Origin of the sequence: Micromonospora sp. NPDC048930 (genome assembly GCF_043197935.1) — a bacterium.
In the GTDB taxonomy this organism is placed as follows: Bacteria; Actinomycetota; Actinomycetes; order Mycobacteriales; family Micromonosporaceae; genus Micromonospora.
In genome coordinates this window covers 1,113,694-1,129,459 of record NZ_JBICUB010000001.1, presented here as the reverse complement: position 1 = coordinate 1,129,459, position 15,766 = coordinate 1,113,694, and the positions used below count along the sequence as shown (strand labels likewise).

Sequence of the window (15,766 nt, the reverse complement as noted above, 5' to 3'; positions counted from 1 at the left end):
GCCGCCGCCCAAGGGAGCCGGGCGGTTTCCCAGATCGTGGGACGCTTCAGCGGTGGCGCCGAGCGGATCCGGTCCCGGTGGACGTCTTCCGCGCCTCGAACCGCTCCTGAGCGTCAAGGACCGCATCGGCGTACCGGGTGGCCCAGGCACCCATCGCCTGCATCGGCTCCAGCAACGCGCTGCCCGCTTCCGTGAGCGCGTAGTCCACGCGGGGCGGCACTTCCGGGTACGGCCGGCGCTCCACCAGGCCGTTGTACTCCAGCCGGCGCAACGCGTCGTTGAGTACCTTGGGGCTGATCCCGCCGATCCGGGTGAGGAGCACCGCCGGGCGCATCGGACCGTATGCGGCGATCGTGAAGACCACGACGCTGTCCCAGCGGTTGGCGAGCACCTCGAATGCCACGCGGGCCCGGCAGTCGGAGGTGTAGTCGTCGAGCTGGTCAGCGGGGTTACCCATGCGCCCATCCTGCCCGATGTATTACACACCGTACGGTATGCATCGACCTGCTTATCGTCCTGCACGGCGGTCTGTACCGAGCCGCCACAGAGCGAGAGCAGGAGCAGGCGGATGAACATCGGCATACTCGGCACGGGCGGTATGGCGGCGGCGCTTGGCGGCGCATGGACGGCGGCCGGGCACGACGTGGTGATCGGCGGCCGGAATCAGGAGCGGGCGGAGCAGACCGCCGGGCGCATCGGTGCCGCAGGGCATGGCAGCCTCGCGGACGCGGCGGGCCGCGGCGAAGTTGTCCTCGTCGCGGTCCCGGCGGCAGAGGCACCGCAACTGGTGGGCGGCCTCGCCGGGAGCCTCGCCGGTCGGACGGTCATCGACTGCACCAACTCCCTCGTACCGACCAGCGACGGGCTGATGCTCAACACTGGTGGCACCACCTCTGTGGCGCGGCAACTGGCAGCCGCCGCACCGGACGCGCACGTGGTCAAGGCGTTCAACCTCTGTCACGTAAGCATCTGGACCCTGCGTCCGCCAACCTTCGAGGGCGTACCGCTGGCCGTGCCCTACTGCGCCGACCACGCCGAGGCCGCCGCGGCGACGGAAACCCTGATCAGCTCGATCGGCTGCACGCCAGCGCCGTCCGGCGGGCTGGCGCGGGCGGCGTACCTGGAGGCCACAGCGGCGCTTGCGATCGGGCTGTGGTGGGCGGGCCATCAGCCGCGCACCGCATTCCCCTCCTTGGCAGAGGCGCCGCATCGCTGAGTTCGTCGAGCACGTGGATCCATGAGACGTGGGCGACCCGTCACAGATGGCGCCTATCGGCCGTCCTCCCACCGTGCGGCCGCCCACGCCCGCTCGAACTCGTCGCGATCGATCTCCTGGTCCGGCAGTTGTGGATCGAAGAGGTCGACCACCGGCGGATTGAACGGCCAGTCCTCCGCGTCCGTCTTGATCGCGGTCCCGTCGTCGGCTACCTCCACCTGCCGGATGCGGCGACCGTCAGGCCCGACCTCCATCAGGTACGTCGCCGGGTCGTCGCCGTTCCACGCCTGACGCAGGAACACCACCTGCCGGTCGGCGAGCGCACCGAAACCAGGTAGCGTGCGCTGCCTGTCGCGCTTGGCGCGCAGCTCGTCCAGGCCAGCGGGAAGCGTCGACGCATCGATGTCTACCTCGTCGAGCTCCCAGCCCTCGGTCCGTGCGACGGCGGCCGGGTCGTCGACGACCTCGACCTCGGCGAAGGTTTCCAGCACCTCGCGGGTCGACCGGGCGTGGATCCACCACCACAGGCCGCCCATCCCGTAGTCGTGGAGAACGAGGTACCGCTGCTTGGACATCACGTCAGCATGCCTGACGCGCTTGATCGCGGCGAGGTTTCGAGCGCACTGGATGCGATGGTCGGTGCCGTGCTGTACGGCGACGGGAACTGGAAGGAGCTGCAGGAACTCTATCTTTGGCTACTCGATCACGAGGATCGCCAGGTGAAGGCCCTCGCCGCCACCTGTCTGGGCCATCTGGCGAGGGTTTACGGCCAGTTGGACGAAGCTCGGGTAGTTGCCGCCCTTCGCCATTACCGGTCGGCCCCTTATGTCGGCGGTGCCGCCATGACCGCGCTGGAGGACATCGAGCTCTTCCTTCATCCTCGGCGTGCGCGGTGGCGGGGGCGCCTGTGGAGAGCCATCCGTCCTTGGACATGGATCTGAAATTCATCTACCAGGGCCTATGCGGTCCCGGTCGAGCAGCAGCATCGCCAACAGCGTGCGCGCCTTCCCGGTCGGACTGTACCGCGCTGCCGTACCCGTCCGTGCGGCCATGGACGACCGCCGCCGCCTTGCCCCATGTGCTCACGGAGGGGCTCGCGATTCGCGGTCGAGCGTCCTCGACCGGTCGACAGGCGGCCACGTTCATCGCCGGGTCACGGACCGGCCCGGCTGGCCGCGGGGCCCGTGTCGTGACCGATGCGGAGCGTGGTCGCATACCTACGATGTGAGACATCGTCAATCGGTGATGGGTGGTAATTCACTGGACCTACGGCCCTGGGAATGGTGTTGGACGCCGATCAATACTACCCGGTGCGTATGTCTTGATTACTCAGCGAATTGAGGCCCGATGCCGTCCTTCCCCCGCCGTGGACGCCTGCCGCGACGCCTCCGTCGCCTCACCCGTCCGACCGCGCTGCTGGTAGCCCTCCTGATCGTGGCCGCGATCCTGCCCGCCTGGCGCGCCACACTGCACCGCGAGGCCGGTCCCCGCCTCGCGCCCGCCGCCATGGGCCTGTGTGGCACCGACGGCGCCTCCGACGGCAGCACCGGCGTCTCCGACCCCGTACCAGCCACCTCCGCGGCGCCGACGCCGGCGGTGAGCAGCGTCATGTCCACCAAGGGCACGGTCCCCGAGTACCAGGAGATCGTCTCGCCGGGTGAGACCGCCCCGCACGTCGTCAGCTACGACGGTGCCAAGCTGGTGTTCAAGCCCGGCGCGGTACGCACACCCACCGGCATCGGCGTCACCCCGCTGCCGCCCGGCAAGCTGTCCAAACTCGACCCGGGCATGACGAACGTGACCGCCCGCCCGCGCGCCGGTTACCGGTTCACCCCGCACCCGCAGACGTTTGCCGAGCCGGTCGAGGTCAGCCTGCCGTACGATCCGGACCAGATCGCGCCGGAGTTCACGGCACAGGATGTCTACACCTACTTCTACGACGACGTCGCGTTGTGCTGGCAGCCGCTGCAGCGGGTCTCCGTGGACGAGACCAACCACATCGTCACCTCGCTGACCGATCACTTCACGGAAATGATCAACGCGACGGTGACGGTGCCGGAACATCCCGAGGGCACGTCGTTCAACCCGAACCAGATCAAGGGTATCCAGGCCGCCAACCCCGCCACCGGCATCAACCTGATCAACCCACCGCAGCCCAACAACCAGGGCGACAACCGGCTCAGCTACCCGATCGAGGTTCCGACCGGCCGCCTGGGCATGCAGCCCCAGCTCCTGGTCGGCTACAACTCCGCCGCCAGCAACGGCTGGCTCGGCGTCGGTTGGGACCTGCCCACCCCGGTCATCACCGTCGACACCCGCTGGGGCGTACCGCGCTACAGCGCCGGCCAGGAGACCGAGACCTACACGCTCAACGGTGAGGAGCTGACCCCGGTCGCGCACCGCGGGCCGCCGCCCGCGCGTACCAGCGAGAAGGTCTTCCACACCCGCACCGAGGGCGAGTTCGCCCGGATCGTGCGCCACGGCGACGGCCCGAAGACGTACACCTGGGAGGTTGTCGACAGGGGCGGCGTGCACTGGCACTACGGCGCCCTTCCCGCCGCGTCCGGCCCGGCCGCCGACTCGACCCTCGCCGACGGCGCCGGCAACGTGTTCCTCTGGGCGCTGCGCGAGGCCCGCGACCCGCACGGCAACTTCGTCCGCTACCACTACGCCCAGGTCAGCGACCCCGGCGTGGACAACGGCGCCGAACCCGGCCGCAACCTCTATGTCCAGCGCATCACCTGGACCGGCTCCGGCGACACCGAGGGCAGCTACTCCGCCACCTTCACCCGCGACCGCGACCTGAAGGAGCCGACCCGGCTCGACAAGGGCATCGACGCGCGTGGCGGCTTCAAGCGGGTCACCGCGGACCTGCTGCGCCGCGTCGACGTCAGGATCGGCACCGACCTGATCCGCCGCTACGAGTTCGCCTACACGACCGGTGCCTTCGACAAGAGCCTGCTGGCGAGCATCACCCAGTCCGACGACCAGGGTGCCGCCGTCGGCAAGCACGAATTCGGCTACTACGACGACGTACGCGACGACGCCGGCAACTACCAGGCGTTCAGCGGCGCCGAGTGGAGCATCCCGGGCGACAACCTCAGCAAGGGCGCGCTGAACCTGACCGGCGACCACGCCGGCGACGCCAGCGCGATCAACGCCAACAGCAGCACCGGCGCCGGTGGCCATCTGTACATCGGTGTCGGCACCTCGCCCAGCAAGTCCGGCTCGGTCGGCGTCAAGGTCGGGTTCAGCCACAGCGACGACGACGGCGTGCTCGCCCTGGTCGACGTCGACGGCGACAGCCTGCCCGACAAGGTGTTCCGCAGCGGCGGTGCGGTCCGCTACCGCAAGAACCTCTCCGGCCCGCACGGCCAGCTCCGCTTCGCCGAGCAGTCCCAGCCGCTCGACCTGCCCGGCATCCAGGCCGAGCGCAGCAACTCGCTCACCCTGGGCATCGAGGGGTACCTCGGCGCTGTGGCCGCGCAGCTCGACTACGTGGACACCACCGCCACCACCAGCCAGTACTTCACCGACGTCAACGGCGACGGGATCAGCGACCTGGTCACCGGCTCCACCGTCCTGTTCGGGCGGATCGGCGCCAACGGCAGCCCGGTCTACGGGGTCAGCTCCGACACGCCGGTACCGGTGCGGGCCGGCACGGTCGACGCCACCGGGCTGCTCCCGGACACCGCCACCGACCGTGACCGCATGATCGACTCGTACCCGCTGCTGGACACGCTGCGCCGCTGGACCGCGCCGTTCGACGGGACGGTCCGCATCGAGGGCACCGTCGCCCTGTCACCGGAGACCGCCGACACCCGCGCCGCCTCCACCACCGCCGACGGCGTACGCGTCGCCGTCCAGCGCGAGGACACCGAGCTGTGGGCGCAGCAGATCGGCGCCCACGACAACGGCGCCTACACCCCCGGCAACGTCGACACCGTCACCGTGTCCCGTGGCGACCGGCTGTACTTCCGGGTCCAGTCCCTGGCCGACGGAGCCCTGGACGAGGTCTCCTGGGACCCGCGGATCACGTACCTGGACGTGCCGGCCGACGCCACCGACGTCAACGGCCTGGCCATCCACCGCTACCAGGCTTCGCGCGACTTCACTCTGGGTGGCCGTGCCGCCGAGGTGAAGGTCCCGGTCACCGGCACCATGCACCTGTCCGGCGAGTTCACCAAGAAGGCCGCCACCACCGACGACGTCACTGTGCGGATCACCCGCGACGGCACCCCGGTCCTGGAGAAGACCCTCGCCGCCGCCACCGCCGGTAACGTCCCGGTCGACCTGGACATCCCGGTCACCAAGGATCAGGTACTGCGTTGGCAGGTCGGCATCGACTCGCCCGTCGACCTGGACGCGCTCAGCTGGACGCCGCGCGCCTACTACACCGCCGCCGAGGGCATGCCCAGGGTCACCGACGACGTCGGAAACCCACTCATCGACGTGTACCCGCCGTACAGCGTCGACATGTACCCGGTGGACCGGCTCACCGCGCCGCAGCAGCTGCACCACGTCGCCGGCGACGGCCAGCTCACCGTGACCCCGACGCTGGCGTTCGACTTCGGCGGCGCCACACCGACCAGCCAGCTGGTCTTCACCGTGAAGCGCCGCGGCGAACTGCTCGGCAAGCGCGTCATCGACGTCACCCAGGGACAGGTCGCGGCGGTGCCGCCGCTCACCGTGGCCGCGCAGGCCGGGGACGATCTCGCCTTCGACTTCAGTACCCGGGACACGACCCTGGCCGGCTACCTGACCAGCGCCGGCGCGGACGTCGACGGCGTCACGGAGCAGGCCGGCGTGCACAGCGCCGCCGTCGAGGGCGCCTTCCCGCAGCCGTACCGCGGCTGGGCCGCCATCGGCTACAACGGCAACCGCGACCGCGCCGGCCAACCGGTCCACCAGGCCGACCTGGTCATCGACGAGCACTTCGGCGACCAGCTGCCGGACAGTGTCGACCCGCAGGCGCAGAAGGACGCGTTCAGTGCAGACCCGCGCGTCGACCCGCCGAAGGTCGCCCCCTTCTCGCCGTCCCCGCGCGACCAGCGCTGGGGCTCCGGCGCCCACTCCTACGTCACCCGTACCAAGGCCAGCAGCTCCCGGCTCGGCGTGGCGTCGATCGACCTGCCGGAGCCGGCCGACTTCACCGGCGTGGCCGTGCCCCGGGTGTCCCGGTCGCGGCAGGTGTCGGTCACGGGCAGCGTCGGCGGCGGCATCGGCAGCGTGGGCGGCAGCGTCGCCACCGGCGACAGCAGCGGCGAACTCGACTTCATCGACATGAACGGCGACCACTTCCCGGACGTGGTCGGCTCCGGCGGCATCCAGTACACCGACCCGACCGGCGGCCTTGGTGCGACCCGGGGCAGCCTGCCCGACGGGGCGGTCCGCCGCAGCGGCACCACCTCCGGCAACGCCAGCGCCGGCAGCGCCGCCCGGACCATCACCACCGGTCGGGGCCAGGCCGCCCCGTCCGGCACCACCACCGCCAACGCCGCAGACGCCGGCAACGACATGCCGCCGCTGGGCGTCGGCGGCAGCATGGGCACCAGCAGCTCGGACACCCGCTTCGACCTGCTCGACGTCAACGGCGACGACCTGCCCGACCGGGTGTACTCCGACGGCCGTGTCGCGCTGAACCTCGGCTACCGGTTCGGTGCCGCGGAGGCGTGGCGCAACCCGGCCGCGCTCAACGACGGCCACGGCAGCGACAGCGGCCTCAACATCGGCTTCAACACGGACTTCTACGGCTTCGCCGGTGGCGCCTCGTTCAGCCAGGGCAGCACCGGCACCAACGCCACCATGGCCGACATGAACGGCGACGGCCTGCTCGACCGGGTCTACGCCGGCACACCGCTGCGGGTCGGCATCAACACCGGCAACGGTTTCCAACCGCCGGTACCGTTCAACGGCAGCCTGTCCGGCCTCACCAGCGACCGCAACGCGAAGCTCGGCGGCGGCGCCTACTTCACCTTCTCCATCTGCTTCATCGCCATCTGCATCATCATCAACCCGGGCGCGGACATCTCCACCGGCGCCAGCCGCTCGGAGCAGATGCTGCGCGACATCAACGGCGACGGGTACGTCGACCAGCTCGCCTCCACCAGCGACAACCAGCTCACCGTGGTGCAGAACCGGACCGGGCGGACCAACCTGCTGCGCAGCGTCAACCGGCCGCTCGGGGCGACGATGGAGTTCGACTACAGCCGCGACGGCAACACCTACGACCAGCCGCAGTCGCGGTGGGTCCTGTCCCGGGTCGCGGTGAACGACGGCCACGCCGGGGACGGGCAGGACGTCCAGGTGTCCACGTACGAGTACTCCGGCGGGGTGTTCAACCGCCTGGAGCGCGAGTTCTACGGGTACGCCACGGTGACCCGGAAGGTGCGCGACGCCGGCAACTCCGGCGCGGTGTACCGCAACGTCACCCGCGAGTACCGCACCGACAGCCACTACACCCGGGGCCTGCTGACCCGTGAGGTCACCAGCGACGCCACCGGGCACCGGTACCTGGAGACGGTCAACACGTACACCCCCCGCGACGTCGGCAACCCGGCCGGGGCCGCGGACCTGTCCAGCACCAGCGCGACGCTCTTCATGCAGCTCACCCGTACCGACCGGCGCTTCTTCGAGGGCCAGTCCGACGCCGGCAAGGCGACGTACACCACGATGGAGTACGACAGGTTCGGCAACCTGACCCGCAGCTTCGACGCGGGTGAGCCGGGCACCGGCGACGATCTCGACACCCGCATCGGCTACAGCGGCGACGACCCGGCCTGCCAGGCCAGCCACATCACCGGTACCCCGAACCGGATCGACGTCTCCGGTGGGGGCGCCGCGATGCGGCACCGGGAGAGCACGGTGGACTGCGGCACCGGCGAGGTGACGCAGGTGCGGGCCCGACTCGACGCCGGCAACGAGGCCGTCACCGACCTGGCGTACTTCGGCAACGGCAACCTGAAGTCCGTCACCGACCCGCCGAACCTGGCCGGCCAGCGCTTCCGGCTGGAGTACGCCTACGACACCACGGTCGGACAGTACGTCACCTCGGTCATCGACAGCTTCGGCTACCGCTCCACCAGCACGTACAACCTGAAGTTCGGGCAGGTGGAGACCAGTACCGACGTCAACAACCAGGCAATCCGCACCAGCTATGACAGCGTCGGGCGGCCGGACACGGTCGTCGGCCCGTACGAGGCGGTCGACAACAAGGTGACCATCGACTTCGACTACCACCCCGAGGCGGCGACCCCGTACGCGCTGACCCGCCACCTCGACCGCGAAGCCGACGGCAGCGTCCGCGCCGACACCATCGACACGATCATCTTCGTCGACGGGCTCGGCCGGGTGATCCAGACCAAGAAGGACGCCGCCGTCGCCGCCGGGCCGGACACCCCGGCCGCCAACGTCATGATCGTCTCCGGGCACACCGACTACGACTTCGCCGGGCGGGCGGTACGCGAGTACTTCCCGGTCACCGAGCCGAAGGGCGCGGCCAACACCACCTTCGACAGCACCGTCGACACCGTCGCACCGACCGTGCGCAGCTATGACGTGCTGGACCGGGTGACCGGCACGGTACTGCCGGACACCACCCGGACCAGCAGCAGCTACGGCTTCGGGCCGGACCGCGCCGGCACCACCCAGTTCGAGACGGCCGCCACCGACGCCAACGGGCACACCACCCGCACCTACCGGGACGTGCGCGAGCAGATCACCGCGGTCAAGCAGGCCAACCCGACCGCCGGGCAGCCGCAGATCTGGACCAGCTACGCCTACGACCCGCTGGGCCAACTGCTCACCGTCACCGACGACCACGGGAACGTGACGACATCCGGCTACGACAACCTGGGCCGGCGTACCACTGTCACCAGCCCGGACAGCGGCCGGACGGAGACCGTCTACGACCTCGCCGGCAATTCGGTCAAGAAGATCACCGCCAAGCTCGCCGCGCAGAGCCAGGCGGTGGAGTACGACTACGACTACAACCGGCTGGCCCGGATCCGGTACCCGATCTTCCCGGCCAACAACGTCACCTACACCTACGGCGCGCCGGGCGCAGCCAACAACGGCGCCGACCGGGTGATCGGCGTGGTGGACGGCGCCGGTACGGTCAGCCGCGAGTACGGGCCGCTCGGCGAGATCACCAAGGAGACGCGGACCTCGTCGGCGCAGGGCAGCCACGTGTACACGTTCGTCACGCAGTACCGGTACGACAGTTGGAACCGGGTGCGGTCGCTGACCTTCCCCGACGGTGAGGTGCTGACCTACCACTACGACAGCGGCGGCCAGGCCGACGCGGCGACCGGCAGCAAGGGGGAGTACACGTACCCGTACCTCAAGCAGCTCACCTATGACAAGTTCGAGCAGCGCATCCTGCTGGTGACCGGCAATGGCACCCGCACCACGTACGCCTACGGCGACGCCGACCGGCGGGTGGCCACCATCAAGGCCAGCCTCGCCCAGGGCTACGTCTTCGAGAACCTGAACTACACCTACGACAACGTCGGCAACGTGACCAGCCTGCGCAACGACACGGTCGCGCCGAGCAGTCCCGACGTCGGCATGCAGGTCGGCGGGCCGAGCAGTCAGACGTTCCGGTACGACGACCTGAACCAGCTGGTCCACGCCGAGGGCAGCTACCAGCCGCGTACCCCGCAGACCGACACGTACCGCGTCGACACCACGTACGACACCATCGGCAACATCATCAACAAGGCGCAGGTGCACCAGTCGGTGAGCAACGGCAACACCATCACCGACGGCAAGCTCAGCTACACGTACGCCTATGCCTACACGAGTGCGAAGCCGCACGCGCCGACCAGCGTCGGCATCTACACCAACCAGTACGACGCCAACGGCAACAAGGTCAGCCAGGACCAGCAGCCCAAGCCCCGCCAGCAACTGATCTGGGACGAGGAGAACCGGCTGGCCTGCAGCCACGCCAACGTGCAGAGCCAGACCCTGCCGCAGACCCCGGCCTCCTGCGACAACGCCGGCGGCACCGCCAACGACGCCCGGTACTACTACGACGACCAGGGCAACCGGGTCATCAAGGACTCCGCCCAGTTCCACATCTACCCGAACCAGAACTACTCCACCCGGGGCAACGCCTCCTTCAAGCACATCTACGTCGGCGACACCCGGCTGCTGACCAAGACCGTCGAGCCGCCCAACCGCATCGAGGACCGGCAGTACTACGCGCACGGCGACCACCTGGGCTCCACCGGCTTCGTCACCGACAGCCACGGTCAGCTCGCCGAGCATCTGCAGTACCTGCCGGGCGGGGAGACCTGGGTCAGCGAGCACCCGTCCCAGCCGTTGCCGCAGCAGTACACCGGAAAGGAACTCGACCCGGAGACCAACCTCTACTACTACGGCGCCCGCTACTACGACCCGCGTACCCAGATCTGGCAGTCACCGGACCCGGCACTCGACTCCTATCTGGACGGCAAGCCCAACGGCGGCGTCCACCACCCGTCCAATCTCGCGCTGTACACCTACGCCGCCAACAACCCCGTGGCATACACCGATCCCAACGGGCTGTGGGGGATCGTCGGCCACCAGTTGACCCCGCAGGCCGCCGCACTGGCCGTCGGGTTCTCGCCACAGGCGGCGGCCGCCATCGGACGTGCCGCCTGGGCGCCGGACACCGACGCCCGCAGCGCGACCGCCGGCGGCTCGATCATCGGCGCGATGTTCCTGTCCAACTCGGACCAGCGGGTCATCCACCTGCTGACTGGTGGGAACGCCGCCGCGACCCAGGCGACCGCCCGCCAGCGGTTCCAGCGGGTCGTCAACACCATGTCGCTGAGCAATCCGACGTTCACGGAGGAACAGGAGAACATCCTGCACGGCTTCGGTGACTCGTTCGCGCACGTGGACCTCAGCACGGCAGGCAGGCAGGGCTGCCCGTGCATGTACGAGGCGCCGACGGGCCACGCGGGGGACGGCCACAGGCCGGACAATCCAGACACGAACCGGGGCCAGTACCGGCAGTACCTCGAGGGCCTCTACGACGTCCTCGCCAGCAGAGCTCAGCGAGAAAGACTGACGCCGCGAATGTCGCGTACCGATTTCGTCAACACGATGATGCACGACGTCGCGGGGGTGACCGGCGAACCGCAGCAGCGGGCCGCGGCCCAGAACATCATCCGGCGGATGGAGGCTCAAGCCCCGTGACATCGCGTTGATGCTCCGTCCGGCACGACCCGCCGAATGGCGTCTCGCGGGTCGTGCCGGACGAGTTACCTGGCGGACCGGCGGGTCACCCGGCCTGCCGGTCAGCCGCCGGTGAACAACGTGCCAACTCGCTCGACGCCGTGACCTGGCATTTCGAAGGTCATCACTCGCCGGAGACCGACGGTGGTAGCCCGTAAATGCCGGTCGTGGTCACAGCGGCATCGTTGATCGTGGTGGGATCGACGCTCCAGCGACCGGCCATCGCCATCACGTCGGACTCGGACGGCGTCGTGTCGAACCAGGCCGTCCACTCCTCGTCCGACCAGTGTTCCCACCCGGGCTCGCTACCGCGGATGCCGATCCCCAACTCGACCTCGTCGGCTGTCGGATCACCGAGAAACAGCGGCACCTCGCCTCGCTCTCCGACGAAGCAGTACGCGCGCACCAGCTCACCGTCCAAGGCCCGGGCCCAGGCGTGATAGTCCGGAACTCGCTCGTTGGCGAAGAACTGCACCTCGCCCAGAGACCGGCTCAGCTCCCTGAGCCAGTCGGGGAAGGGCGGCTCGGTCGCGTCGAACCCCGGCGGGACATGTAGGCGGCTGTGGGCGAGGGTCCAACCTGGTACCGGCGCGGCCACGTACACGCCGTACCGGTATGCCCGGTCGGTGCCGGCGACCCAGTCGAGGGCCTCCCGGTCGTGCAGCTCAAGCGCATCCGCGACCTCGTCCGGGGTTCGGTCTCGAACCGCCAGCCACGACGTCTTGTAACTGAACCCGGCCACGCTGGGCATGATTCCAGAAGCTTGTTCACTGCTGCACCGATTCACGGGGGGCTGCTCAGTCCGGAGCTCTGCGCGGGGAGGCCGACGCTCGTCAGTTCGTTGGAGCGAACCAGCTCCCGGATCGCGTTGGTCATGGCTGTTACGCCGGGTTCCGGCACGATCAGCTGGTCCGAGACCCAGAAGTAGCTGCCGTTGGCGACCTCACCGGTCTCGTTCCACCTGGCGAGCAGGCGGCGGACCTCGTCGATGGTGACGATGGTCAGTGCCCAGCTGGAACCGTCAGGAAGGTCGACGATGGCGTCGACGTTGGCCACCGACTCCTCGGCGTCGCTGCCGGCATCGAGAAGGAACCGTGCGACGAACGTCGGTTCCGCGACGGTCACGGCGGTGTGCATGAGCGCCATGATCCCGTAGATGTGCGCCGCTGGTCGCGCGGGTAGGGCGGGCATGAGCGGAGGCTTCCGACGGCGATCGCCGGCCGTTCGATCGCGGTTCCCGATGTCGAATTCATCGTCGCGGCAGGCCAGGAGTTCTACAACGCGGTCCACGCTGACCCCGCGATGGCGGTGGTGGACGCGGAGTGCGAGGCGATGTGCTACTTCTTCGCCCACCTGCACAACGGGCGGTTCGGCGGCTACCCGGACACCGGCTCGGGCATCTCCCGCGAGTCGGGCCGCAATCCCGGCGGATGGTGAGGGGTACCCGCCCGACAAGGCGGGTGATCGAACAGAAGGTCCCAGCGCCGGCCGAACGCCTGCACCCCGTAGATCACGATGCGCCCGATTTCCTCGGGCACGGGTCGGTGGACCGCCAGCTTGCCACCGACTGCGTCGAGGCCGAGCATGGCCCGCTCGAAGTTGACGGGCGCCCCGGCCGCCCACCTGCGGGCTGCGCGCGGTGGGGTACTGGACCGGCCAGGCGGAGCGGGGACGGTGGTAGCCGGTCTGCCTAGGCGAAGAGCTCCTCCAGGACTTGGGCAACGCCGTCCTCGTCATTGCTGGCTGTGTGGTTGCCCGTCGCCGCGAGTACCGAGCGGTGTGCGTTCGCGACGGCGTACGCGGCGCCGGCCCAGGCGAGCATGGGCAGATCGTTGGGTGCGTCCCCGAAGGCGATCACTTCGGCTGGATCGATCTGCCAGTCCTGGCAGAGCGTGCCGAGGGCTGCGGCTTTGGAGACGCCCGGCGCGGCGATCTCCAGTGGCGCGTGTTCGGCGGACCAGGTGCATTCGACGAGCTGACCGAGGCCGGGACGCAGTCGTGCCCATGCCGCGTCCGGGTTCCGTTCCGGCAACCAGACCATGAGCTTGACCAGCGGGTCGGCAAGGAGTTCCGCGTGCGTGGCTACGGGCACCCGGCCGTTGTCCAGCGTCGGCCGGTAGCGGTAACCCGGCTCGAAGAGCGCCCGGTGACCGGTCTCGACGGCGAAGCCTGCCCCCGGCAGCAGACGCGAGATCTCGGCTATCACGTGCCGTGTCACCTCTTGCGGCAGCGGGTGGGTGATCAGGACCTGGTGGCTGCCGACCTCGTAGCGGACCGCGCCGTTGCCACAGATCGCGATGTCGATGAGGTCCTCGGAGCCGAAGAGTTCCTCGATGACGCGGGCCGGACGGGCGGTCGCCGCGACCACCCGCGCGCCGGCCACCCGCGCGATTCGCAGCGCCTTGCGGGTACGGTCAGACAGCGTCGAATCGCTGCGCAGCAGGGTGCCGTCGAGGTCCGTGGCGATGACGCGAGGAGTAACCACCGAGCCATCCCACCACAGCCGCTCTGCCCCGTGACCACAGCAGGCTGCAGGTGTTACGCCGAGAACCCACAGATGGCTGGGGGTTCTCGGCGAAGCTCACCATCAATTCCGGGAAGAACCCCGCAAATCGCACAAGGTCGGCCTCGCAGGGTGCTATGAGCGCGTCGCCTCGTAGTCGGGGAGCGCGGCCGGGGCGGTCCGGGTTGCCGGGCGCATGGCCAGGATCAGGACGGTCAGCCCGGCGAAGATGACCGCGGCCACGACGCCGGTGACGTGCAGGCTGGTGGTGAACGCCTCCCGCGCGTTTTGGAGCAGTATCGCGCCCTGGCTGGTGGGGAGGTGCTGGCTCGCGGCGACCGCGTTGGCCAGCGAGTCGGACGTGCCGTCCATTCGGCTGCGGTAGACCACCGCGGCGACCGCGCCGATCAGGGCGAAGCCGAGCGACCCGCCGAAGTAGTTGCCGGTCTCCGACATCGACGCCGCCGAGCCGGCGCGCGCCTGCGGTACGGACCCGACGACCAACCCGGTGCCCAGCGCGAACAGCGGGCCGGTGCCCAGCGCCAGTACGGCGATGCCGATCATCACCATCGGCAGGGCGTTCGCACCGTGGACTCCGACCAGCAGCAGGCTGCCCAGTGCCGACACCAACAGCCCACCGGCGATCGCGGTCGTCCGCTTCATCCGCCGGGTCAGCACCGGCGCGGCCATCGTGCCGGCGGCTGAGGCCAGGCCCATCGGTGCGAACAGCATCGCCGATGCGAACGGCGAGAAGCCCAACACGCTCTGCAGGTATTGGGTCACCATCAGGCCCGTACCCGCCATGACGATCCCGGCGAAGACCAGCGCGACCAGTACGGCCGTGAACGGGCGGTTACGAAACAACCGCAGGTCCAGCAGCGGCGTCTCCAGCCGCAGCTGCCGGCGAACGAACAGCCATCCGATGACGGCGCCGACGACGAGGGCCACCAGCGGCGCGACTGGCACGCTCTCGACGGTCAGCTGCTTGAGGCCGTAGACCATCAAGAGCACCGCCGCGAGTGACAGCCCGACGCTGCCCAGGTCCAGCCGGCCGGCCTGCTCGCTGCGGAACTCCGGCAGCAGGACCGGCCCGACGAGCAGCAGCAACACCATCGCCGGCACGGCCACCAGGAACACCGATCCCCACCAGAAGTGCTGGAGCAGGAATCCGGCGAACACGGGTCCGAGCGCGCCGCCGGTGAACTGGCAGGTCGCCCAGACCGCGATGGCCTGCCCACGCTGCCGTTGGTCGCCGAACATGTTGGTGATCAAGGCAAGCGTGGACGGCGCCAGGGTCGCGCCGGCGACGCCCAGCAGCGCACGCGCGACGATCAGCATCAGCGGACTGACCGCGAAGGCGGCCACGACCGACAGCACGGCGAAGGCCGCTGCGCCGACCATCAGCAGCCGCCGGCGGCCGATCCGGTCGCCGAGCGTACCCATCGTGATGACCAGGCCGGCCACCATGAATCCGTAGCTGTCACTGATCCACAGCTGCTGGACGTTGGTGGCCCCCAGGTCGGCGCTCAGGTGTGGGAGCGCGAGGAGCAACGCGGTCATGTCCACCGCGACGAGCAGTGTCGGCATCATGAGGATGACCAGTCCCAGCCATGCCCGGTTGACTCGCATATCCCAAACTTCCTGTTCTCTCGACGGTGTCTCCCCGGTTAGTCGGAGCGGTCGAGAGCTTCCCGACATCAGCGCGGACGGAAATCTCCCGCGTCTGCCACAGCGGGGGCACCAGTAGTCATCGACCCTGGCTGAGAGCCGGGTACGGGTTGACGCCACGACTTCGCGGGCCAACGCGAGGCGCTCGTCCGAGA

10 protein-coding genes are annotated in these 15,766 nt (G+C 69.4%); 4 read left to right on the top strand and 6 right to left on the bottom strand.

The window, feature by feature from the left end:
- Positions 1 to 46 precede the first annotated feature (46 nt).
- A complete protein-coding gene (locus tag ACGFI9_RS04820; RefSeq protein ID WP_393174946.1) occupies positions 47 to 457 on the bottom strand; it encodes a winged helix-turn-helix transcriptional regulator in 411 nt (136 codons plus the stop codon).
- On the opposite strand from ACGFI9_RS04820, the gene ACGFI9_RS04815 reads away from it, so the two are divergent.
- Positions 437 to 1,216, top strand: coding sequence for an NADPH-dependent F420 reductase (locus tag ACGFI9_RS04815; RefSeq protein WP_393175235.1), 780 nt, complete (start codon positions 437 to 439; stop codon positions 1,214 to 1,216). The two genes, ACGFI9_RS04820 and ACGFI9_RS04815, sit on opposite strands and share 21 nt — an antisense overlap.
- Positions 1,217 to 1,269: 53 nt before the next feature.
- Here the strand turns inward: ACGFI9_RS04815 and ACGFI9_RS04810 are convergent, their stop codons facing one another.
- Positions 1,270 to 1,791, bottom strand: coding sequence for a hypothetical protein (locus tag ACGFI9_RS04810; protein ID WP_393174943.1), 522 nt, complete (start codon positions 1,789 to 1,791; stop codon positions 1,270 to 1,272).
- A gap of 9 nt (positions 1,792 to 1,800) precedes the next feature.
- On the opposite strand from ACGFI9_RS04810, the gene ACGFI9_RS04805 reads away from it, so the two are divergent.
- Both ACGFI9_RS04805 and ACGFI9_RS04800 read left to right on the top strand, forming a co-directional pair.
- Complete coding sequence (locus ACGFI9_RS04805; RefSeq protein ID WP_393174941.1) at positions 1,801 to 2,157, top strand: hypothetical protein; 357 nt, start codon at positions 1,801 to 1,803, stop codon at positions 2,155 to 2,157.
- Between the two features lie 406 nt (positions 2,158 to 2,563).
- Entirely contained in the window at positions 2,564 to 11,401 is an 8,838-nt protein-coding gene (locus tag ACGFI9_RS04800) for a SpvB/TcaC N-terminal domain-containing protein (RefSeq protein WP_393174939.1), read from the top strand.
- Between the two features lie 163 nt (positions 11,402 to 11,564).
- On the opposite strand, the gene ACGFI9_RS04795 is transcribed toward ACGFI9_RS04800, so the two are convergent.
- Together ACGFI9_RS04795 and ACGFI9_RS04790 are read right to left on the bottom strand one after the other, a co-directional pair.
- Positions 11,565 to 12,182 (bottom strand): hypothetical protein, encoded by a 618-nt coding sequence (locus ACGFI9_RS04795; RefSeq protein ID WP_393174937.1) that lies wholly within the window; start codon positions 12,180 to 12,182, stop codon positions 11,565 to 11,567.
- A gap of 41 nt (positions 12,183 to 12,223) precedes the next feature.
- The gene (locus ACGFI9_RS04790) at positions 12,224 to 12,631 is read right to left on the bottom strand and encodes a hypothetical protein (protein ID WP_393174935.1); all 408 of its coding nucleotides are present in this window, start codon (positions 12,629 to 12,631) and stop codon (positions 12,224 to 12,226) included.
- Positions 12,632 to 12,742: 111 nt separating this feature from the next.
- Between ACGFI9_RS04790 and ACGFI9_RS04785 the strand changes: the two genes are divergently transcribed.
- Positions 12,743 to 12,877 (top strand): hypothetical protein, encoded by a 135-nt coding sequence (locus ACGFI9_RS04785; RefSeq protein WP_393174933.1) that lies wholly within the window; start codon positions 12,743 to 12,745, stop codon positions 12,875 to 12,877.
- A 253-nt stretch (positions 12,878 to 13,130) separates the two neighbouring features.
- Here the strand turns inward: ACGFI9_RS04785 and ACGFI9_RS04780 are convergent, their stop codons facing one another.
- Both ACGFI9_RS04780 and ACGFI9_RS04775 read right to left on the bottom strand, forming a co-directional pair.
- Positions 13,131 to 13,925, bottom strand: coding sequence for a Cof-type HAD-IIB family hydrolase (locus tag ACGFI9_RS04780; RefSeq protein WP_393174931.1), 795 nt, complete (start codon positions 13,923 to 13,925; stop codon positions 13,131 to 13,133).
- A 153-nt stretch (positions 13,926 to 14,078) separates the two neighbouring features.
- Positions 14,079 to 15,641: an MFS transporter gene (locus ACGFI9_RS04775; protein WP_393174929.1), complete on the bottom strand. Its 1,563-nt coding sequence runs from the start codon at positions 15,639 to 15,641 to the stop codon at positions 14,079 to 14,081.
- Positions 15,642 to 15,766: the final 125 nt, after the last annotated feature.